The sequence below is a fragment of the Salinisphaera sp. Q1T1-3 genome (assembly GCF_003602005.1).
GTDB lineage: Bacteria > Pseudomonadota > Gammaproteobacteria > Nevskiales > Salinisphaeraceae > Salinisphaera.
The window spans coordinates 1-21,878 of the sequence record NZ_QZWD01000010.1; the positions used below are offsets into that span (position 1 = coordinate 1).

The 21,878-nt window shown below is 53.0% G+C and carries 16 protein-coding genes, 2 pseudogenes and 1 other annotated feature; of the genes and pseudogenes, 1 reads left to right on the plus strand and 17 read right to left on the minus strand.

The features are described 5' to 3' along the window. Positions 1-122: 122 nt before the first annotated feature. The 4 genes and pseudogenes from D3260_RS10410 to D3260_RS10425 all read right to left on the minus strand — a co-directional run. Positions 123-835 (minus strand): annotated as a pseudogene (locus D3260_RS10410) (transposase); the annotation flags it as partial. 78 nt (positions 836-913) lie between these two features. Next, entirely contained in the window at positions 914-1,939 is a 1,026-nt protein-coding gene (locus D3260_RS10415; RefSeq protein WP_120098544.1) for a glycosyltransferase family 32 protein, read from the minus strand. Positions 1,940-2,022: 83 nt separating this feature from the next. After that, positions 2,023-3,129, minus strand: coding sequence for a glycosyltransferase (locus D3260_RS10420; RefSeq protein ID WP_120098545.1), 1,107 nt, complete (start codon positions 3,127-3,129; stop codon positions 2,023-2,025). Positions 3,130-3,139: 10 nt separating this feature from the next. Further along, positions 3,140-4,330, minus strand: coding sequence for a glycosyltransferase (locus tag D3260_RS10425; RefSeq protein ID WP_120098546.1), 1,191 nt, complete (start codon positions 4,328-4,330; stop codon positions 3,140-3,142). A gap of 264 nt (positions 4,331-4,594) precedes the next feature. On the opposite strand from D3260_RS10425, the gene D3260_RS10430 reads away from it, so the two are divergent. Beyond that, the gene (locus D3260_RS10430; protein WP_233544039.1) at positions 4,595-5,632 is read left to right on the plus strand and encodes a glycosyltransferase family 1 protein; all 1,038 of its coding nucleotides are present in this window, start codon (positions 4,595-4,597) and stop codon (positions 5,630-5,632) included. Positions 5,633-5,732: 100 nt separating this feature from the next. Here D3260_RS10430 and D3260_RS10435 read toward each other — a convergent pair. From D3260_RS10435 to cysC, 13 genes and pseudogenes are all read right to left on the minus strand, one after another. Beyond that, positions 5,733-6,938: pseudogene (locus D3260_RS10435) on the minus strand (IS3 family transposase). After that, positions 6,544-6,660 (minus strand) — a sequence feature (AL1L pseudoknot). Its footprint overlaps the pseudogene before it by 117 nt. A 145-nt stretch (positions 6,939-7,083) precedes the next feature. Then, positions 7,084-8,304: a glycosyltransferase family 4 protein gene (locus D3260_RS10440; protein WP_120098548.1), complete on the minus strand. Its 1,221-nt coding sequence runs from the start codon at positions 8,302-8,304 to the stop codon at positions 7,084-7,086. Continuing rightward, positions 8,301-9,614, minus strand: a complete 1,314-nt coding sequence (locus D3260_RS10445; RefSeq protein WP_158583493.1) for a glycosyltransferase — start codon at positions 9,612-9,614, stop codon at positions 8,301-8,303. The genes D3260_RS10440 and D3260_RS10445 overlap by 4 nt, the downstream gene beginning before the upstream one ends. Before the next feature lie 5 nt (positions 9,615-9,619). After that, complete coding sequence (locus D3260_RS10450; protein ID WP_255415815.1) at positions 9,620-10,651, minus strand: glycosyltransferase; 1,032 nt, start codon at positions 10,649-10,651, stop codon at positions 9,620-9,622. 79 nt (positions 10,652-10,730) lie between these two features. Then, positions 10,731-11,759 carry a hypothetical protein gene (locus tag D3260_RS10455; protein WP_120098551.1) on the minus strand — a complete coding sequence of 343 codons (1,029 nt, stop codon included), beginning with the start codon at positions 11,757-11,759 and terminating at the stop codon, positions 10,731-10,733. Between the two features lie 31 nt (positions 11,760-11,790). Beyond that, complete coding sequence (locus D3260_RS17290) at positions 11,791-12,972, minus strand: hypothetical protein (RefSeq protein WP_147418171.1); 1,182 nt, start codon at positions 12,970-12,972, stop codon at positions 11,791-11,793. 238 nt (positions 12,973-13,210) lie between these two features. Continuing rightward, positions 13,211-15,016 carry an ABC transporter ATP-binding protein gene (locus D3260_RS10470; protein WP_120098554.1) on the minus strand — a complete coding sequence of 602 codons (1,806 nt, stop codon included), beginning with the start codon at positions 15,014-15,016 and terminating at the stop codon, positions 13,211-13,213. Positions 15,017-15,086: 70 nt separating this feature from the next. Further along, on the minus strand, positions 15,087-16,331 hold the full coding sequence (locus D3260_RS17295) for an O-antigen ligase family protein (RefSeq protein WP_147418172.1): 1,245 nt from the start codon (positions 16,329-16,331) through the stop codon (positions 15,087-15,089). Positions 16,332-16,486: 155 nt separating this feature from the next. Next, positions 16,487-18,688 carry a polysaccharide biosynthesis tyrosine autokinase gene (locus D3260_RS10475; RefSeq protein WP_120098555.1) on the minus strand — a complete coding sequence of 734 codons (2,202 nt, stop codon included), beginning with the start codon at positions 18,686-18,688 and terminating at the stop codon, positions 16,487-16,489. Positions 18,689-18,806: 118 nt separating this feature from the next. Beyond that, positions 18,807-20,060 (minus strand): polysaccharide biosynthesis/export family protein, encoded by a 1,254-nt coding sequence (locus tag D3260_RS10480; RefSeq protein ID WP_120098556.1) that lies wholly within the window; start codon positions 20,058-20,060, stop codon positions 18,807-18,809. Positions 20,061-20,135: 75 nt separating this feature from the next. Further along, the gene (locus D3260_RS18110) at positions 20,136-20,570 is read right to left on the minus strand and encodes a low molecular weight protein-tyrosine-phosphatase (protein ID WP_199671461.1); all 435 of its coding nucleotides are present in this window, start codon (positions 20,568-20,570) and stop codon (positions 20,136-20,138) included. 25 nt (positions 20,571-20,595) lie between these two features. Next, positions 20,596-21,084: a protease complex subunit PrcB family protein gene (locus tag D3260_RS10490; RefSeq protein ID WP_158583495.1), complete on the minus strand. Its 489-nt coding sequence runs from the start codon at positions 21,082-21,084 to the stop codon at positions 20,596-20,598. 78 nt (positions 21,085-21,162) lie between these two features. Beyond that, positions 21,163-21,813: an adenylyl-sulfate kinase gene (gene cysC, locus D3260_RS10495; protein ID WP_120098558.1), complete on the minus strand. Its 651-nt coding sequence runs from the start codon at positions 21,811-21,813 to the stop codon at positions 21,163-21,165. Between the last annotated feature and the right edge of the window lie 65 nt (positions 21,814-21,878).

Here is a 21,878-nt window from a genome sequence, read left to right on the forward strand (position 1 = left end):
GATTGGCGGGTCAACTCAACCGCCTCGCGCTTGAATTCCGGGCTGTATCTTCTTCGCTTAGACATAAACACTCCTTCGGTGCATTGTGCACCTTCTCTGAAGTGTCCGTGCTAGCGGGTGCTAACCCCTTCGCGGTTGTAGTCGTCGATGACATTGAACAACCGGAAGCCACGGCCATCGCTAAGCTGGTCGTGCATGAAATCCATGGACCAAACGTGGTTGATGCCCTCGGGCTCTGCCAGCTTATCCGGGGCGTCTCGCTTCAATCGCTTGCGCGGCTTGATCCGCAGATTCAGTTCGAGCTCGCGATAGATCCGATACACGCGTTTGTGGTTCCAGCCAAAGCCTTTGACGTTGCGCAGATATAAAAAGCACAGGCCAAAGCCCCAACGACGATGGGTGTCGGTCAGCCGCAGCGGCCAGTCCGCGATCTCGGCGTTTTCATCCGACAATCGGGGGTGATAGCGATAGCACGTCACATTGATCGAGAACGCGTCACAGGCCAGTCGAATGCTGAGGCCGCGCTCGGCGACGCTGCGCTGGGCCGTCTCGCGGCGGCGAGATGGCCCTACCACTTTTTTGTGAGCGCCTCCTGGACGATCTCGGCCTTGAGGCGTTCTTCGGCGTACATCTTCTTGAGGCGCCGGTTCTCGTCCTCGAGCTCTTTCATGCGGGCCATGAGCGAGGCGTCCATGCCGCCTTATTTGCTGCGCCACTCGTAGAACGTGGCCGAGCTCATGCCGTGTTCACGGCAGAGCTCCGGCACCGGCGTGCCGGCCTCGGCTTGTTTCAGAATTGCCAGGAGCTGGCTGTCGGTGTAACGGGACTTCTTCACGGGAACCTCCTCGGTTCAGGGTACGAGAATATTCCACTTCTGACCCGCGTTAATTTTTGGGAGGATTACCGATGCAAGCTAATCTTGGTCAACGACTTGGCCAATAAGACTTGCCGATTGATAGAGCCCACGTTCGAGATAAGCTTCGACGATACCGCGATCTTTCTGCGTAAGTTTACTCAAAACGGGCCATCGACCGCCAGGCGCGGCACGCACAAGCCAGTTGATGGCGATATCCCAGTCATTACTTGAACGCTCTTCAACGATTGCAAATGCTTCGTCTCGTACACGTACTAGCCCCATACGAGCGTTTTTGCAATCGTACAAAGCCGCTGCACACGCCAAATATGCTACCCGCAATCGAGGGTTTGGGACGCGCTCAGCCGCACGGCGCACCTCTTCCCGCTTTATGAGCTCACGATAACAGGCATCTGCCCCACTCCCGGCCTGTTCCGAAAGATAATCAATCCACGACCGGAGGAACTGATTGCCGGGTGGGGCCGCGAGGAACCAATTCTCGATAGTTGGCTCGTCCTCAGATCTTGATATTCGATCGTTATGAAAACCGATGAAATCCAATTTCTGCTCTTCCTGCCACTCGATTACCCAGTCTAGCGACTCGCCAAGAATAATTGAGCTATCTAGCCAAATACCCCCGTATCGAAAGACAAGATATAAGCGCAGAAGATTAGCTTTATGCTGAGGCAGCATATCTTCAGGCCAAGCATCAAATTCCGGCACGAAGCTCGCGACGTTTCTACTATTTAATAAAGTCACCGTAAAATGAGGATTCTTGCGCTCGATATCACGATAGCAAGCCTCGATGAATGCCGGCGCCGGGAGTGTCTCCCAAAAAAGCCATATTTGCCGTGGTATCGTCTGGGATCGGCCCTGAGAAGCGCCTTTTCGAAAAACCCACCTTTGACTGGGAAGAAACGGTGTATGAGGCTCGTGCCCTCTTTCTAGCAAGCTCGGCCATCGCTTAGCTGCAACAGCAGCCTGCGCAGCGAATTGCCACTTCCGAGCCCGCTTATAAAAATGACGAGGGACGTAGCGCTGCGCGATTCGTACCGCAGTTTTCTTTATTTGAATAATGGGCATCATTATAACCGATAGCGATGATTGCGCTTCGGCGGGCCGACACGCACTTCTGACGGATCCATTAACAAGCTGCCGTAACACTCTGGTTAATCTTTTACCTCGTGTAACTCAGACACATAGCGTTTAAATAGCTCTCGAAACACGGCCTCATCGAATTCCGCCGCGCGAGCTCGTAGTGCCGGCCGATCAACCGTCTTTTCCCAATCATCGAATTTCACACATGCCTCAATCAAGGCATCTACCGTTTGAGATTGGAACAATAATCCGGTCACGCCATCTTTAACTGACTCCGTCGCACCACCTTTTCCAAAGGCGATTACCGGTGTGCCGCAAGCCATAGCTTCAACTGGAACAATGCCGAAGTCTTCGACGCCTGGAAAAATTAAGGCCCTAGCGTGCTGTAGCGTCGCCTTTACATCGTCGTCCGGCACGCGTCCAGGAAATTCTACATTATCGGGGGCGGTAGCCCGTAGCTTATCCACCATTTCGCCCTCTCCAAGGACTTTTAGCCGCTTATCAGGCATCGAGCGGAAAGCTTCTACTGCGAGATCCGGTCGCTTATAAGCAGTAAGCTGCCCAAGCATTACGAAATAATCCTGCTTAGACAAAACAAGCTCGAATCGATGGATATCCACTGGCGGGTGAATGACAAACGCCTCTCGTCGATAGACCTTACGAATACGTGATGCGACGAAATTAGAGTTAGCGATGAAATGATCGACTCGGTCCGCCGAAAGCCTGTCCCACAGCCGCAAATAGTGTGTCAAAGGAACCATCAGGAATCGAGTCAACCGCCCTGCCGTTTCCCTGTAGTCATGATACATGTCCCACAAGTAACGCATGGGAGAATGGCAATAACAAACATGTAGTGCGTCCGGACGGGTGAGCACCCCCTTGGCGGGGCCTGACTCGCTCGAAATAATCAAGTCGTAGTCACGAAGATCGAGCTGCTCGAGCGCGAGCGGCATTAGGGGAAGAAATTTTTGATAAAAGCGAGTCGCACGCGGCAGGCGACTTATAAAGGATGTAATTACGCGGTGTTTACGTGAGATATCCGGGAAGACCGCCTCGTCGAATACATGAGTATAGACATCAGCCTCAGGGTAGAGTTTGAGCAGACTCCGAACAACTTTCTCCCCACCACGGGCACTAATAAACCAGTAATGAACGATGGCAACACGCTGTTTCGACATATATTAGAGTTCAACTCTTCACGTACGATTTTAGCTCGCGGTTAACTATGGCTGCCGATCCGAACGCTGCACGCAGCTTCTTCCGACGATCTGCGAGCTCATACTTCGTACGAGAGCGGCCCACCAGCCACTCCGAAAGCGCAGCAACGAACTCACGCTCCAGAGGTATTCCTTCCAACGCATCAAGTCCGCGTGCAAATCCACAGCCAGCTTCCGTCAAACCACCGTCTCGGATCACGAACACCTCGAGCCCGAGGTAGAGGAACTCCGGGACCACTCGCCCAAAAGGCTCGAAACGAAACGGGCAGAGCAAGGCATCGACTCTCGACACGACCTTTTCGGGCACGCAATAACCGGCAAAAGTGATCTGCGCTCCGAAGCCGCTGCTGGCAATATCTCGCTTAATTTCTTCTGCGAAAGAAGCTTGGTCTGCGTCCTTCGCATCGCCAAACACAGTAAATTCCAGCTCGAACCGAGATCCGATCGCCCGCAATGCTGCGATCGCACAGCGCGCAAATTGATCGAGCTGCTTGCGCCGATCGAAACTCCCAATATAAGCGATCGACACCTTGCCCTGACGTCCAGCGGTGTACAGAGGCACGCGCTGCAGCACTGCGTCCAGCGTATCGAAATCTATGGCGCTGTAACACACGCTGATATCGAAAGCGGACAACCACTTATGACGTCTAAGCTGATCTCGGCTAAACTCGGAGTTGGTGCAAAGCCGATCCTGAGCAGGGAGTAATGCCCGATCGAGACGCGAGAAAAAACGGTACCGATCACTATTGACCGAAAACACTTTGACCACCCGATCGGGTATGAAGCCGGGTACTCGCGACGCGATTGAAACCAGATATGCGCTGTCGAACGCATCACTGTGTATAACGACACGACCGCGGCGTTGCCTGATTAACTGAAATAGCTCTCGCAAAATAAAAACGTTACGACTTATCTTCGATAACGCCTTGCTATTCGCCAAGCGACCATTACTTGCTGACTTTTTGATCAAGCCGCCCTTAAGCTCCAGCTCAGAATATTCATCCGAAAAAAGAGACTTTCTGAATGGATGAATAACCGCGTAATCAAGCCCGCGTTTATCAAATTCTTTGCAACGCGCGAGCAATTGCTTCTGACCGCCGTAAACGGCGCTTTTGGTTTCGATGAAAATGGCAAATAAATTGCCGCTCGCTTGCGTATCCATTCGTTAATGGCACCCGGAGTAAACAGTTATCTGAACGCATTAAGCTCAACGCGGAACGGCTCAGTGCCAGAATTACACAGAGTTTATATGGCTCAGCATCAGCTGTCAGTAGAACCGGACACGCCCGTTTAACAACAGGCGCGCCGCGTCGCTGGTTGCGGTTTAATGTTCACGCTAAAACCGCCACATAATGGCGCTCGCAGCGCTATAATAAGTGTTCTACGCTGTATTTAATGTTGATTCGGAGCCTTACTCTTGATCTATGTGAACGGCCGCGTGCTAAGTCAGCCGCTGACTGGTGTGCAGCGCTTCAGCCGCGAACTTCTGTACGAACTCACTATGTTGCGTGACGACGTAGTCATCGCGGCACCACCGGACGCGTTGGATCTGGGCCCGCTAGCGCCGAGCGTTGAGATCGTTGGCAAGCGACGCGGGCTCGCTTGGGAACAATTTGAGCTGCCGAAATTCCTCCGGAATCGTCAAAAACCTTTTCTGATCAATTTGGGGAATTCAGCGCCGGTAAGCTATTTCAATCAGCTTGTGGTGATTCACGACGTCGCTTTTCTGAAATATCCCGCAGGTTACGATCGCACTTTCAGATGGTGGTATACGGCCCTACTACCTTATCTCAGCCATACCGCAAGGAAAATAGCGACGGTGAGTCATTCCTCTCAGCACGCCATCGCCAAAGCCTATCGCATCGACCCAGCGCGGATTGGAGTAGTGTACAACGCCATCGGGAGAGAGCTGACCACACCTGACGGTGCAAAAAAAGCACGCAGTTCTGACACTTTCTTTACTTACGCTTCAGGCAGCCGCCTAAAGAATTTCGATACAGTGCTGGATGCTTTCGCAAAAGCCCGCGAGCAGGTGCCGATCAAGCTGCGCTGTTTAAGTTCTAGCGAACGCCATCTTGAGCGCATCAAAGCACTCAACGCACAATTTGGCGTTGACACCATTTGTACGCTTGGCCGTCTAGATGACCAGGCGCTAAGCCGCGAGTACCAAACTGCACTGGGCTTTGTTTTTGTACCCCACTACGCTGGGTTTGGCTTACCACCTATCGAAGCACAAGCCCTGGATTGTCCGGTACTCACGAGCCAAGCCGGCGCTCTACCGGAGATAGTTGGTGACAGTGCGCTGCTGAGCGCGCCGGAATCAAGCGCCGAACTGGCCGACAACATGATTGCGCTCTACCGCCAGCGCGAACTAGGCCAAAAACTCACGCGACTTGGGCGCGACAACATTACCCGTTTCAGTTGGCGAAAGTCAGCTGAAGCACTCAATTCAATGCTCCCATGACCCTCTCCCGATGACCGAGCACTAGGGCGTGTCGTCAAAGAATTGCAAGCCACAAGCTTAGTGAATCACCCCGGTTTTCCCGGAGGCTCGTGGGTTTGGGTCACGCCGCCTTGGCGGACTCGGAAAGTGTGGCATGGAAGTGTTCTTCAGCCTCGGACGGCGGGATATCGCCGAGGGGGCCGAGAAGGCGTTGACGGTTGAACCAGTCGACCCAACTCGACCGCTTCGAGATCGCGCCATGGCCCGTTGCGACGGATGACTTCGGTCTTGAACAACCCGATCACCGTCTCGGCCAACGCCTTGTCGTACGAGCTGCCGACACGCCCGACCGAGGGCGTGATCCCGAGATCAGCCAGTCGGTCGCTGTATCGAATCGACAGATATTGAACGCCGCGGTCAGTATGTTGAATCAAGCCTTTGGCCGGTTGGCGATCGTGAATGGCTTGCTCGAGCGCATCGAGCACAAGATTTGTGTTGGGTGCGTTGGACGCGCGCCAGCCGACGATCCGACTCGCGAACGCGTCGATCACGAAGGCGACGTAGACAAATCCGCGCCATGTCGCAACGTAGGTAAAATCCGCCACCCAGAGTTGGTTGGGCGCGTGCGCCGTAAAGTCGCGACGCACGTGATCCTCGGGCGCGGCCTGACACGCGTCGGATTGGGTCGTGCGCGGCGCACGACCGCGGGTGACACCGTGCAAGCCCATGTCCCGCATCAGACGCTTAACCGTGCAACGAGCAACGTGCCATTGGTCTCGCTGCAGCTGGCGCCAGACCTTGCGCGCCCCGTAAACGCATTTGTTGGCGTTCCAGGTCTGCTGGATGGCGCCGCGGATCTCGGCATCACGTTTCTGGCGGGCCGATCGGCGGCTGAGCTCAGAGGCTTGCCGCTTGGCTTCGTAGTACGTCGACGGTGCGATCGGCAACACCGTGCAGATCGGCTCGACACCGTAAACGTCGCGGTGATGGTCGATGAAGTCGATCATCACTTGCCTCGGCGGTCGAGCTCCGCCTGGGCAAAATACGCCGAGGCCTTGCGCAGGATCTCGTTGGCGCGCTTGAGCTCGCGGTTCTCGTGCTCAAGCGCCTTGACGCGTTCGCGCTCTTCGGTGGTCTGGCAATCGCGTAGGCCGCGGTCGCGTTCGGCCTGGCGAACCCAGCTGCGCAGCGTCTCCGGCGTACAACCGAACTTGCCGGCGATCGAGCCGATCGCCGCCCACTGTGACGCGTACTCGCCCTGATGCTCGAACACCATCCGAACCGCGCGCTGACGGACCTCCGGGGAATAACGTTTGCTCTGTTTCATCGCTCCAGTCTCTCAAGAGTTGGAACCTCCGACGAAACCGGGGCGATTCATCCTCGGTTCAGGGTACGAGAATATTCCACTTCTGACCCGCGTTAATTTTTGGGAGGATTACCCTTTACCGTCGCGAGGCCAATAAGCGCGTCATTCAGAAACGCGAATCCAGAGCGTCTCGGTATATTTCGAGATAGCGCTCGACCCAACCCTCGACATCAAGATACTCACGGCCATCGAGGCGAGCCTGGCGTGAGAGCTGCGCGGCCAGTTCCGGGTTCTCGTTGACGCGCGTGAGAGCGTCGGTCAGCGCCGTTTGCGAGCCCGCCTTGAATAGCAGACCGTTTTTTTCGTGGTGAATCATCTCCGGGGCGCCGCCGTGATCGACTGCAATCACCGTCCTCCCAAAAATGAGGCTCTCGAAGACCACACCGGGGAACGTATCCCGCCACTGCGACGGCACAACAAGAACGTCGATACGCTCGAAAAGCTCACGCGGTGCAACTCGCCCGAGAAAGCGAACACGATCATCCCCGGTTTCCGACCGCAACACCGCCCCATAACCGGATGACGCATCGCCAGCAATCAAAAGGCGTGCACTTTCAGAAGACAAATCAGCGAATGCATCGATCAGATTCTTGATGCCCTTGGCAGGCGTAAGGCTTCCAATAAACCCGAAAACGACGCCGCCCGCCGTTGGCGTGGGCTGGGGGGCCAACGCGTTCTGGTCTCCGCCGAGAATCGCTGGGGATCTGGCGTTGTGCACCACACGTTTGATCGGCACGTCGTGGAAATAGCCGTTGGACACATGGTGCTCGAGAATAAAACGACTGACGCCTACGACCGCGGCAAGTTTACGGCTTCGCCGTGGATGCGGGCGTCGTAGCAGCGCACACGACCGGCATTGTGTGTTGCAGTTATGGCCGTTGCGATACATGGTGCCATTTGCACAAAGCAGGTACTGATCGTGAAGCACCTGCACGATCGGCACATCGCATGTTGTCAATGCGTCCCAGGCAGCCACTGACCAGCCCGGAAGGTTGTGCACCGACGCGACATCCGGCTTTTCTTCTCGACAAACCTGCTCGACAACACGCTTCATGAGCGGGTTGTAGCTATCGAGCGCATGCCACCCCAACTTACCCAGCCTGGTGTGGTCTTTTTTGTCGAATGGCCAGTATATGTTCCGAAGTCCGGCCTCGATGACCGTGACCCCCTGCTCCACTTTTCGGCTAATACCCCGCCCCGGAGCAGCCACGAGAACCACACATTCATGACCTCGCGCCGCCAACGAAGTCGCGAGATACTTGAGGCTGACCTCAGCTCCGCCCACCGACTCAAATATCGAGACGGTATGTACGAATAGAACCTTCATGCTTCCGGCTTCCGCTCCGCACAAATGCGATTTTCCTGTGGCATGAACTGGCTCAGATACTCGATGTACTGTGCCGCAATGGTGGGTACAGAGAACTGCGCTGCACGAGCAATACGATCCTCGGTCGTCGACTCGGGAAAATCGAGTGCTTCGACCAGCGCCGCTACCAATGCATCGACATCTCGGGGTGGCACAAGCCGGCCATAGAGGCCATCCGCCAATATTTCTCTCGGGCCGCTAGGGCAATCGGTCGCCACGACGGCTACCCCACAGGCCAGCGCCTCGATCAGAACGTTGCCGAGTCCTTCACGGTCGGAACTCAGACAGAACACGTCCGCACGCGACATCAAGGCATATGGATTCGCCCGCCAACCGAGGAAATCCACTTCGCTTTCGATACCGAGGTCGCGACAAAGACCCATGAGATCCTGTTTAAGGGGCCCGTCACCCAATACCAGCAATTTGACCGGCATCTGACGCCCGGGCCGTGCATTCAGCTTCGCCAGCGAACGTAGCAGCAAAGGGTAATTCTTCTGGGCGACGAGTCGACCAGCAGACACGATCACCGGCCCGGCTGCATCGTCCTGCAGCCATTCGTGACCAGGCGCCTCCGTGGCTAACCGGGTAACGCGGTCAAAGGGGATTGGATTATAGATCGTCTGAACGGACCGACGATTGATATAGGCGAACTCGGAGACATCTTCAGCAACACCATTCGAAACCGCGACCACCCCGTCGAGTGCTGGATATATCCGACGAGAGAGCGCCTTGATCTGGCTCAGCCGGATCAGCTTTCGAATCGGCAACCCTTCGGCAAGAAAAGCTTTTGAGGAAGTGTTGTGCTCAACCACAACAACTTTGCAGATATGGCCCGCGATTTGATTTGCCCAATAGGCGATAAACGGCGCATATCCCAGCGCCGCAACAAGAATCGCCGGACGCCGGGCCTTGAGATGCGCAGCCAGAGCTGCAACGCGCTGCCATGTGAATACCGGTTTGCGCGATGCAAGACACGACTCGATCATTGCGCCCATCGAGCCGATCGCAAAACCGCTTTCGATCACCCGTCGCGCCGGTCTGTCACCGGGTAACAACTCATGTAGTCGAACAGACGGCGACACAATGTCACTGTTCTCGCCCTTGCGCGAATCGACCGTCAACTCGGCAATATGGCCCTGGGCCTGTAATTCATGGCAGAGGTCGATCGTCAAACGCTCTGCCCCACCGCCCGACAAATCAGGCAGGTAAAACATCAGATCCAACCGGTCGGCATCTGACGCACGCCGCGATTCGCGGATATCATGAGACATCATATTCAACCCGCAGAGCATGCGGCACGTCGTTTTTCTCGCCTGAACCGCCGTAGGCGGCCAACCGCCAGAAACAACACAGGGCTCAACTGAAGAATCACCGAATCACTCGAGTATTTGTCCAGATGCCGTCCCATGAAACGAGCCAATACTGATCGACCGATTTCCCGTTGTCGGGATCGAAACGCCTGCCGACCACCACTGATACCGGCCATTCTCTTACCGGCATGAAATGCGCTCTCAAGCGCGGAAACAACGACAAAATGACGCAACTCGTTCAGCTTCGGGGAGACATCGGCAAGGGTGTGACTATAGTAGTCAATGATGACATCGAGATTTTCCAGAGTGCTTTGATTGGGCCTCGACGTGACGCTGGCCTCATGAATTCTGTAGTCCACCAACCGAGCGTCGATATTCACCACACGCCTGGCGTGAAGATATAGCTCAGGCAGAAGCTCCATATCCTGATATTTCAGACCTGGTGAAAAGCCGCGGAGACTGAATAACCTGCGAGCGTAAACCCGAGCCCAAGAAAACCAGCGACAACGAGCAAAATTGATGGCGATCGTGTCGAAGTCTTGTGGTCTCGATGGAAAAAAATCGGCGGCTCCCGGATGTACGTGCAGTGGCTGCCTGACGACTTCTCCGTCTTTGCCGACACCAAAACGGTCTGCATTGAAACAGATGATCTCAACATCGGGCTTACTGTCGACGATGTCTCGGATATGTGCGAAATAACCGGGACGAAGGACATCGTCGGAGTCAAGCAGACCGATGAAGTCGGCAGACGCCAACGCAATGCCGGTGTTTCTTGCAACACTGAGACCTTGATTCTCCTGATGGACGACGCGTATACGCGCCGCTGCGTCTGGAAAGGCCTGCCTGACTTGCTCGACTCGCTTCATGGAGTCGTCTGTGGAACCGTCATCGACACAGACAATCTCGCAATCGTCGGGCAGCTGTGTAGCGGCCGACGTCAAGCACTCTGCGACCGTCGAAGCCACGTTATGTATTGGGATGATTACGCTAATGAACACTGAAGGAATCGGTCAGATATAGCTGGTGTATGACGTTAGCGGTATTCAATCGAGTGCAAAACGCCAACAAGACCACAAATCAGATCGGCAACTTGCGTCGAATCCTGCGACTGTTTTTGCGTGCGTAATGGAGACCGCGAACAGCACGCAGCCTAGTACGCCAACCCACAAACGACGATAACGCGTGCTTACGATATACAGCGATTTGCGCGAAGTCGATTCGCTCGCCACGACCGCGAATGTGAGCCATCAAGTTTTCGCCGTACTCCTTCCCCGCGGGACTCACGCCCTCGGCACTCAACCGACGATTGAGACTCGACATGAGGCCGGCATGCCATTTGTAATGATGGACACGCAATGGAAGGCAAAAGCGAAACGCAGGTAAACTGATTTGCGGATATTCGGCAAGGTGCCGACCAAACAGGAACCTGGCCTCTCCCTTGTCGACCAAGCCATGCCCCCCCTGCGCCGGCAGAAGGCCGGCGTCGAAGGCCATGAGCTTGATACTGCCGAATGGTCGATTCTTTTCGCCAAATCCGACAATGCGTCCCTGAACCATCGCCTGGACAGGAAACTGAATACTCAACGGCCGATCCCGATCGAGCGACGGCAATGTGCCGTCAGGGGTGACCCGATCCACGAAAACGCCGTCCACGCAAGTGACGCCATTAAGCTCGCATTGGGCGAGGAAGCGCGGCAAGGGTAACGGGTATTCATGAAATTCGTCTGCATCGGCGCTGATCACCCAGTGATCCTTCGGCACGCAACGACGTTGCACATCACGCCGTTTTTGCCACATCGCCTCGCTAGTATAAGGCTCGACCCATATCTCTTCGGGCACGATGCCGCGCGTCTCCAGCATCGAAGATGCGATCCGCAGTTCATCCGCGTTCTCGCGCGTTGCATTCAGAACGATGTGAAAATTCTTGGCAGGCACACCAAGACCGAGATAATGATCCGCAAAGTGCCCTACCAGATCGCTCTCAAGTTCGACACCAATACAACTGATGACGTGTATCCGATCCGCGGACAGCTCCTGCGATTCCTCGCCCCTGGCAAAGAACGCACATTCTATTTTCTCTCGTATCCGCTCGATTCGTTTTGCCATGTGAACTGATCAGCCGTTGATTTTTGAATTCTCAGACTTTCTCAAGCAGATAAAGTTGTCGCCCACCGTCCTCAAGAGACGTTGCCGCAATACGGTTGCCATCGGGGCTCGGACGAGGATGCACATCACAGCGGTAAGGTCCTCGTTTCGGCCGGTGGCGACTGAACCGTGTCACATGAGTCGTGGACCTTGCCGTCTCATCACGAATGTAGATATCCACATCTTCTCGATATGGCGTATCGAAAACGTACTGATCCGTCTCAGTCGGTAAATATTGCAAATGAGCATTCGAATCCACCAGACCTTTCCCGATCTGACGAATACATTCGCCCTTGGGCGCCTCATCGCGATACAGGTAGAAACCGTCAAGGCGCCACATATACAAAGACGAGTCATCACGCCAGATTACGTGCGATGTCGCATCAGTGAGCAAACGAAGATCTTCACCATCTACTCCGCAGGTCAGGCTAACCCCTTGGCGGTCGTTCCATGACCCACCGCGGACCTTGAAGCGAAGCTTCACCGTAAAACGCAGACCGTCCGGTGATATTTTCGCGTGATTGAACCAATAATGGTATTCGTGCGCGTGTTGCAGACGACGCGCCTGTGGCTCAAGCATTTCCATCAAGAAATCAAACGCCCGAGAAAGCGACAGTATCAGACGTTCACGGCCGGTCACCGTATCGACGCGCCAAACCCCATCGTTCGCCGGATACTTTTCCTCCAGAAAACCGCAATGTCCACCGGGATAGCCATAGCCCGGCCGCAGTTCATTCAACCGCGCCATGTTCAGCGACAGAATAAAACTCCCGTCGCGCGCGATTGCATATGTGGGTCGCTGAAGTATCTGTTCTTTCTGCGAGTCGAGCTCGTAGACACGCGTGACAAAACGATCCTCGAAACGATCGTTCCAATGAAGAGCACGCTCCGCGCCTGGTCTCCATTGCGCTAGCGGCCCCTGCTGCCAGCTCCACGCTGTACTTAAACCGACGGGCTCGAAACCTTCCCCGCTTTCGCAATCGACCACTCCGACGGTAACCGATTCCCGCGGGGCCGGCTCACGTTCCGCAAACCGCATCTCATGGGCGGCTATGTAGCGGGAGCCGTCATCAAACACCGGGATGTCGTAATAGCTATGCGCGTGATATCGACGCGCCCGGGTGCCTTCCGTCAGCTTGATTCGCTTCCACGAGTCAGACGCACCATTAGCCATTCAATCATCCAATTTCTAGGTCGCGAGGTTAAATCGGCCAGCAAGGAAAGCAGCAGGCAGGAACCGTAAGACGATATCGCCGCGCGACGATCTGCGCGAACGCTACAACACGAAATCATCTGAAAGCATCGGATTAGATGCAACAAATCGTCGCCGCTGCACCAGCGTTTTTTACCCGAACCTCGGTCTCGCACTGAAGCGCGAGTTCCGAGCGTATATAGAGCCGAGCGTCAAAACATCAAGCAGAGTCATGCGCCATTTGTCGGAACGTATCGCTATTTTCCGAGAGTTCTTCGTATGTGCCCGCAGCCATGACCGCGCCGCTTTTCATCAAATAGATATTATTACAACGCCGAACAGTACTCAGGCGATGCGCGATCATCAACACCGTCTTCTTTCCGGCGAATTCATAAATCGCCTCCATGATCTTGCGCTCCGTCACACCGTCCAGAGCACTTGTCGCCTCGTCGAAAATGAGCACTTCAGCGTCATCATACAAGGCACGTGCGATACCGATTCTCTGCTTCTGTCCGCCCGAAAGCTGAACACCGCGCTCGCCAACACGAGTCTCGAGACCAGCCGAAAGCTGATCAAGCAACTCGTCGAGGTGCGCCAGCGAAGCAGCATGCTTGATCTTGTCCTCGCTAATCTGGTCAGGCGGAATCCCAAAGGCAATATTCTCTCTTATCGTGGCATCCGCAAGAAAAATATCCTGTGGTACGTAGCCCACGCTATTCTGCCAAGCCCGCATGGTGTTCGGAGCCACAGCCGTTCCGTCAACTCGGAGATGACCCGCTTCCGGTTCGAGCAACCCAAGAAACACATCGATAGCAGTCGACTTTCCCGATCCTGTCGCGCCGACGAGGCCAACTGCGTGATTTTTCGGAATCCGAATGGAAACGCCATCAAGCGCGGGAGATTGTTTGCCCGGGTAAGTAAACCGTACCTGATCCAACGCCACTGATTCCGCAACTGGCATTTTACGAGCGGTTGCGTTTTGTTCCGGCGAAAGATCCGCGCCTTCAGCGCTTTCGTTCAAATCGGTCTTGATTGCCTCGAACGCTGCAAGATTAGAGCGAATTTTCGAAACGTTCTGATAACTCGACTGCAGCGCCGGGAGCATTTTGAACCCAACAAGCGCATAGAACGACAACGCCGGCAGGATCGCTGCGGCACTACCGTCGTAAAGCGTAATCAAGTAAATCACCAATAAAACGATAGAGCCGTAAGCGACGGTCTCAATCAGATAACGCGGCGTCTGCCCGAGCGCTTGCGTTACACCTTTCGCATACGCAAAGTCGTTACTCGCTTTTTCAAAACGCTCCGTGAATATTTCCTGGCGACCAAGGACCAGCACATCCTTGATACCGCCAAAGCCCTCGGCCATGAGCTTGAACCGGGCCCCGCCCGTTTCACTAATCATGGCGCCGTTGGCAATCAAACGGCGACGAACCGTGAAATAGATCAGCGCATACGCAAGTATGAAAAGAGCCAGACCCGAAACGGCGACGCCGGGACTATAGAAAAACACAGCGAGCGCCATGCCAAGCACCACGGCCATCTTGGCATTAAGCTGCATCAGCGGAATGAGAATGTTATCCGTTAGTCGGTTGGTCTCTTGAGAAACCTGCTTAGTCAGATTGCTACTCGACCCACTCGCATGAAAAAGCCAACTCTGATAAAGATAATGATTGTAAAGCCGCTGGCTAATTTCCGCTCCGACGCGCGACCCATAGATAAAAAGCCGCCAAGAAGCGAATACAGAGAAAACCGCCGCAACGACCAGGATTGAAAATACTGCCAACCCCGCCACAACGAGAAACTGATTCGGCGATGTGAATCCGAGCTCCTTATAAACCGCCCAGATCTTCGCATGCGATTGCAAATGCTCCTTGTCCGTCGCGATCGACATGAACGGACCAATTAACGCGACACCTGCGATTTCAGCAAAACTCATCAATACGACGAGAGCCTGAAGCCACTTCAAACCTCGACGCTGAGCAGGCGTCAAAAGCGAGTATAACTCGCGAATTAATCGAAACATGACAGGATTTTTTGAGAAATATTTTAAAAGTGCGCAGACTAGACGAGAATTCAATAAATTTAAAAGCTCATTAACCGCTTTCTCTGGCTTGCCTGTTTGGATCGAAATTAAAGATATTAGAAACAAAAAGAGCGAAAGTTAGCCAAGTCAAGAAATGACTTTGATTGTGATTATTCAAGCCGAACAAAACAGTATGCTCTAATGCAACCAGACGTATCAGCATCATATATCGGCGGTCTTCGCTTTGAACGCAAATGACGCCAATGCTCGCGTCCCACTTCCGAGTCATCCAAAAAACTATAGATAACAAAATAGCTAAAGCAGATCCAAGCAGCCCCAGGCCAAATATTTCCTGCAAAAACAAGTTATGCAAGAAAATAATATTTGATGACTCGAAGCCAAAACCCCAGAACGGAAAATTAACAAATTCACCATAAGCTGTAGCCCAGGCTGTTAAACGCGTACCCAAACTACCTCGGGAGGGATCCATAGCTGCCGAATAACCACCCTGAATAACTCCGATAGTATTAAACGACAACGCATTTAGCAGAAGAAGGCCTAATGGCACAGCAATCATAATGGCGACAATCGCTTGCGTTTGACGCTTTAGACTTGGCATTCCAACAATCACGATGAGCGTGCCGCATATTAATGTGACGTAAGCGGAACGCGTCGATGCCAGCGCTATGCCGATCAGAGATAACAACGCTATCGTTACAGGTACTAGACCACCCTCACGAGAATTCTTTATTAACGCATAAATTGCAAAAAAAGAACACAAAGTTCCGAATTCATTAGGATAAGTCCCTGGGGATAACCGTAGATAACCAAAGGCGCTTTGTTCTACAGTAACAAAATGTTTGTAAAAGCTTGCGGGCACTGGGCCAAAAACGACACTTAGGTAAAGAAGAAACCCCAAAGAGAAAACAACGATGAATCCATAATAGGTTATATCGACACGCTTAAACCAAACGACGGAATTTTCAGCGCCATCCAGCCAACAGCCCAAGAAATAAAACCCAAACCCCAGATTAGCTATCACCACCCAGCGTACGAAGGGATTCTCCGTCGGGCTCTGAGGAACCAAGTCGAAAGCGATATAGCCGTAAGCCGCGCTAAACCAAAACAGTCCAAAGAGGAAAACTAAGACCGCCACCTCTGCTAACTGCCGGCGCCATAAATTAGCGATTGCAATTAGATTTAAAAAGAGAAGCGGAATGTAAAAAGTTCGGAATGAGCCAAGCGCCGGAATCGGCAAAAAGAAAATCCCGCTCGGCGCAAGGAACAACGTAATTTTAGCCAGCTTAGAAAGCATTCAGCCGCCGCCGCCAAAAATTATCAGCTTTTCTTTCATGTACATTTAAGACTGAATGTCCCGCAAAAAACTGATGCCTATCGCTCCGTTTTTACCAAGCTGGAAGAAAGAAGCGCGTTCATGTTTGACCTAGCTAGGACCAAGCCTCGAAGACATCAGCTTTTATCGCTGGAATAGGCGTACTGGTAATGACCATGTCCATAAGACGCGGTCGCCTGTTCTGCCTTGTATCTATTGAGAATAAGGCCAGCAATATCACCACCTTGACGAGTGAAACGAGCAATAGCCTCATCTATTTCCGGCATGGGGTGCTCTCCCGCGTGGAGAACCATAAACGTGATAATTTTATCGATGCTTCCCGAGATTATGCTTGCATCCGTTACGGCCAGGACAGGCGGAGCATCAATAATCACCAGATCGTACTCCGCTCGCCAACCATCTACTAACTTCGAGAACTTATTTTTCATTAGAAGCTCCGAAGGGTTAGGAGGAATCTGGCCAGAAGTAATTACATCTAGGTTTGTCCCTTTGACGTTGCGCCGTACGTCCTCAGTACCTGCTTGATCAACAAGGAGCTCCGAAAGACCATATCCTCTGTCCGACTTAGAGAATACATCGTGAAGATGGCCGCGACGCATATCAGCATCCACGATCAGAATCCGCCGATCCGCATCCGCAAGAAGATAGCCCAAGTTCAGACTAAGGAATGATTTGCCAACACCTGGTGCCGGTCCAGTCATTAGCACCACGTTGCTACCACTTTCGAGCTGCGCAAAGTGCAAACTTGTTCGAAGACTTCGCAGTGCCTCAACGACCACGTCATCGCCATGATCACGTGCCAAAATAGGCTCCGGCTGGTCTTGGCGGCCGGCTCTTTTTCTACTCTCCTTGGCCATCCAGTTGCTAAACGGGATCACCGCATAGACAGAATATCCGGTGTGAGTCTCAAGCTCGGCTGGATCATTAACTCCGCTTTTGAGAAAAGCCCGGAGTACAACAATTCCCAGCCCGACCAGGAGTCCAAGAAACGTCAACGCGAATACGACGACTTTTGGACGCGGCGAAGTCGGACCGAGAGGTACTACGGCAGGATCGACTATTCTAACGTTCCCGATAGTTCCAGCCTTAACAACTCTTAGCTCTTGAGCTTTATTCAACAAAGACGTATACAGATCAGTGTTTACCTTAACGTCACGCTGATAGCTAAGCAGCTCTTTTTCGTTACTCGGCAGCTTATTGATCTTTTTTTGCAGCGCCAAGCTTTGTTCAGATATCTGATTGAGCTGACGCCTATCAGCTTTAACTGCGGGATATTCTGAGGTGTATTGCTCTGTCAACTGAGCAATCTCAAGCTTTAGCTCAGATTTGCGACGTTCTAAGTTGGACGCCCGCTGCAAAAGAGCCTGAGACTCTGAAGACAAATCAACTGGCTGATTATTTTCTTTATAATCAGCAAGTCTACTCTCTGCAGCGTTCACTTTTTGCTTCAACTTCGGAAGCTGCGAGTCCAGAAAATCCAGACTTTTTTCCGCGTCTTTCGATCGCGCTTCTATATTTTGCTGGACATAATTTTTCGCGACAGAGTTAAGCAGTTTGGGAACATAGGACTTATCGCGCCCGGTCATGCTCAACTGCAGGATGCCCGATCCATTACCCAGCTCAACAACCGCCAATCGACCTTTGAGATTATTTACGGCGGAGAGCCAAGAACGTTTTGAAAGAGAGAAGGAACTCCCAACATCAGCCGAAATAGAGCTTACGAGCAAAGAAACCTCATTGCCCGCCGGCGTTTTACCAGTCGCAGTTTTACCTACGGTCCCAGTTAGGATTTCGCTTCCATCCGTTTGCGCTAGACGATAAGTATTTGGCGAAACAACTGAAAGCTCGAATGATCGGTTTTCCAAATTTTCAGGCAGATCAAATTTAGATACATTGATCGTCTTTTGCGGATCGTTGAATGCCTCGCCGATCACTGGGAGTAACTGCGGAGAAACATTGATCGTCAAGTTGAGATCATCAACCGACTGCCCCAGAACACTACGAGAAGTGATGATCGGAATTTCGCTTAAAGCCGCATCACTACCCCCAGAAAGCCCATCCAACCCTTGGCCGACTAGGCTACTTAACGGCGACTTGCCCCCTCCTTCGATCTTCAATAAAGCATCGGCGGTATATACGTATGGCGTAATAAATAGGTATGCAATTGCCAGCAGCACGCCTATGCCAACACAAGTAGCTATCCACCATTTCCCAGCTAAGAGCATAGCGAAAAGGCGCTTTAGGTCTAGCTGCTCGTTGCTCAAGCTAGCTACTCGACCCGGCGACTTGCCGCCTCGCTCTACGGAAGTATTGCTCATCACTATGCCCTAGACCGCATGACCAGCACCGCTGGCAGCATTTTTTTCAATATCTTTGACGCGGCCAAATCCCGGCGCCTCTGTGCGACCATCTTCAGAAAAGAAAAAATTTCACGCATCAATTGCCTGCCCGGTTATAGAGCAACAAGCTTTGCAGGATGACGTTCAGCGAAGGCGTGATCTGGCTCAGTGCACGGTTAAAGTTCACGAGACTTGCAGGTGCGGCAAATACGATATCTCGAGGACGAAGCTGAAATTCATTCGCAAGCAACATACCTCCGACATTACTCATATCGAGTGCGTAAACGTTCGGCCGCATAACCGTCTGCAACTGCCCTGCCGCTACTGACTGGTCGCTTATGAAACCACGGATAACATATATTTTACCCGGATTAGCCGTATCTAAGTTCAAACCACCGGCATCTGAAATGGCGTCGCTCAGTGACATCCCACCGGTCGAGAATGAAAGTGCCTGCTGTTTGTCGAACTCGCCCATCATGAAGACACGATTGGCGCTGTCATCAACCAAAAGCCGATCACCGGATTTCAAAGGCACAGGGTCGCCAGCGGCGTAAATCTCGTTCAAATCCAAAAACGTCGACTTCCCATCGCGGATCAGAACGACATTTTGCACTCCAGTAGCTGGAGCAGCCGAGTTTGACGACTTACCAGAACTCAAAGTGTCGCACTGGTCGAGAGCTTGCAAAACAGTATTCGTGATATCGGTTAGTGGCACCGTACAGGGTTTGGATATATCTCCAGAAATATAGACCCTTTGGCTTCGGTACTGCATAACACGCACATCAACCTGAGGGTCACGAATGACAGAGCTCAAGTCCTCCGTCAGCTCGCGCCGTACAGTAGTCGGAGTTTTACCAGCAACTTGAACCTCTCCAGCGAATGGATAATAAATATCGCCTTTGGAATTTACGACCTGCCCCGCAGACTCATCGGAGCCATTGTTGCCGCCGGGGCTATTCAAATCTTCTTGGCCATAGACAATGATGCGGAGCACATCGCCAGGCCCAATCTTGTAATCGTCTGGAGGATTCGGAGAGGTTAAAGCCTTTTCAGCAGCGGGTAGCTTTTCGTGTGCTTCTTGGTTTTGTTGGTACTGGATGAGGCTAGGCGTGATTTTAACGATACGAGGATCATAGTCTGTTTTGCGGCGATCTAACTCGTCTTGATACGTCGTATCTGTGTTATCGCCGAAGTTGTACCAACTATCGCCTTTAACAGGGCTAGAGCTATATCCCGGGAGCGTACAACCCGCCACGCTCAAAAGCATAGCAAGCGAAATCGTCATCAACCCGTATCGCCTGGCAACTAGACCGACCATATTGCCCGAGGCTCTTGCAAAACCCTTTGCCATTCAGTTTTACTCGTATTCTCTTGTACAGCTTTAGCGACCCAAGCGATAGACGCTAGAAGAGGTTTTAGTAATGATTTATTTTAGCCTGTCGACCCAATCGTCGGCACATGATGCTATACGTCGATAGATTACGTCGAAGAATTCTCGAGAATGCCTGTAAGGGTCGTCGATGTTCTCTTGATCTTTCCATTGGCTTAGCAAGAAAACTTTTCCTCGCGTAAAAGGAAAATTCGCGCGAACCCAATGCAGCTGCGAATGCTCCATCACGAGAATCAGATCTTGTTTGCGAGATATGGCATCGTCGAGCTGGCGAGCACGATGACCACTTATGTCCCATCCATCAGCGCCGGCTATTGATATCGCATTCTCATCCGGCGGTTTATCGACTAATGCGTGTGTTCCCGCCGAAGTTATTTCGCGAGCGCCTAACTTACTAGCTAGATAAACTTCCGCCAGGGGGCTCCGACATATATTACCTGTGCAAACGCACAAGATATTTGACATATTCATTCAGATTCTGCCACCGACGAGAGTATCACTCGTTCGGATTTACTGTTCCGCGCGAATTTCCGAGCTGGTCAACGATCGTCACATTGTCATAGTCCCCCGCCGGCAAGGCGAGAGCGACACACTGCGTCGTCATCGCCTGGCTGACAGCAGCATCCAAGCGCGGCGCATGCCAGTCCATCGCGATCTGCAGAGTCCCGTCGTTGACACGCGTCTTCTTGTCATCCAGCTCCAAGGCGTAACCACCTGTTGGACGCTGGCCCATTTCGACCACGACGAGCCCGCGGGGCGGAACGTTTTCATGCCAGCTTCCAATGTCGCGATACGAAACCCAATTCTGGAAAGCCTCATCGGTTGCGAAGTAATGCACATCGGAAGCTTGTGAAGGTGTACCGCAATATGTCTGCTTACCAACGACCTTCACGCCGGCGCTGTTACCGCCCAACCCGAAAGTGGCACAGCCTGAAAGCATTGCCATAAAAGCAACGGCCAGAAACACGCGAAAAGTCGAATGCATGGGCATGGAGTATTGTCGAGACATGAGCGGCGGTGACTGTATCACAGCGATTCAGCGGTACTGGGAACCATGGTTGGTTCAGCCTTCGAAACCACCACGTCCGGCCGCCGCGACCAGTGAACTATCAAGATACCCACGATCGATCAGGAAGGCGATCAGTGATTCAACGCATTCGTCAATCGATTGCGTTTCGGTCCTCAGATGGACTTCCGGCTCATGTGGCGCCTCGTACGGTGCGCTGATTCCAGTGAAATTGGAAATCGCACCGGACCGCGCCTTGTCGTACAAGCCTTTTGGATCGCGTGACTCGCAAACCTCTAGCGGTGCGTCCACGAACACTTCGACGAAATCGTCTTCGTCAGCCAATGCACGCGCCATTTCTCGGTCGCGCCGATACGGGGAGATGAAAGCCGTGAGATTGATGATGCCGGCGTCTCGAAGCAGGCTCGCGACCTCGCCGATACGACGAATATTTTCAATGCGGTCTTCTGGCGAGAAAGCGAGATCTCGACACAGCCCCGTCCTGATGTTGTCGCCATCGAGTCGGTAAGTACGACACCCCATCGCGGTGAGTCGCTCCTCGAGTGCCACCGACACGGTCGACTTCCCGGAGCCTGACAAGCCGGTAAACCATATCGTCAGACCGCGATGGCGGTTGATTGCCTCACGGCGCTGGCGACTTACCAAGCCATTGTGGTGGTGGAGGTTTTTACTCTTGACTTTATCCATAGCCCCTTCATTCGATACGGGTCAGTGACGGCATTAGCGGCTCTTGTGCCCTCCCGCTTTCAGCC

What these genes read in the sequence shown, in the direction of transcription:
- D3260_RS10415 (WP_120098544.1), bottom strand. Translation starts at nt 1,939, where the DNA reads ATGATGCCCATTATTCAAATAAAGAAAACTGCGGTACGAATCGCGCAG.
- D3260_RS10420 (WP_120098545.1), bottom strand. Translation starts at nt 3,129, where the DNA reads ATGTCGAAACAGCGTGTTGCCATCGTTCATTACTGGTTTATTAGTGCC.
- D3260_RS10425 (WP_120098546.1), bottom strand. Translation starts at nt 4,330, where the DNA reads ATGGATACGCAAGCGAGCGGCAATTTATTTGCCATTTTCATCGAAACC.
- D3260_RS10440 (WP_120098548.1), bottom strand. Translation starts at nt 8,304, where the DNA reads ATGAAGGTTCTATTCGTACATACCGTCTCGATATTTGAGTCGGTGGGC.
- D3260_RS10445 (WP_158583493.1), bottom strand. Translation starts at nt 9,614, where the DNA reads ATGTCTCATGATATCCGCGAATCGCGGCGTGCGTCAGATGCCGACCGG.
- D3260_RS10455 (WP_120098551.1), bottom strand. Translation starts at nt 11,759, where the DNA reads ATGGCAAAACGAATCGAGCGGATACGAGAGAAAATAGAATGTGCGTTC.
- D3260_RS17290 (WP_147418171.1), bottom strand. Translation starts at nt 12,972, where the DNA reads ATGGCTAATGGTGCGTCTGACTCGTGGAAGCGAATCAAGCTGACGGAA.
- D3260_RS10470 (WP_120098554.1), bottom strand. Translation starts at nt 15,016, where the DNA reads ATGTTTCGATTAATTCGCGAGTTATACTCGCTTTTGACGCCTGCTCAG.
- D3260_RS17295 (WP_147418172.1), bottom strand. Translation starts at nt 16,331, where the DNA reads ATGCTTTCTAAGCTGGCTAAAATTACGTTGTTCCTTGCGCCGAGCGGG.
- D3260_RS10475 (WP_120098555.1), bottom strand. Translation starts at nt 18,688, where the DNA reads ATGAGCAATACTTCCGTAGAGCGAGGCGGCAAGTCGCCGGGTCGAGTA.
- D3260_RS10480 (WP_120098556.1), bottom strand. Translation starts at nt 20,060, where the DNA reads ATGGCAAAGGGTTTTGCAAGAGCCTCGGGCAATATGGTCGGTCTAGTT.
- D3260_RS18110 (WP_199671461.1), bottom strand. Translation starts at nt 20,570, where the DNA reads ATGAATATGTCAAATATCTTGTGCGTTTGCACAGGTAATATATGTCGG.
- D3260_RS10490 (WP_158583495.1), bottom strand. Translation starts at nt 21,084, where the DNA reads ATGCATTCGACTTTTCGCGTGTTTCTGGCCGTTGCTTTTATGGCAATG.
- cysC (WP_120098558.1), bottom strand. Translation starts at nt 21,813, where the DNA reads ATGGATAAAGTCAAGAGTAAAAACCTCCACCACCACAATGGCTTGGTA.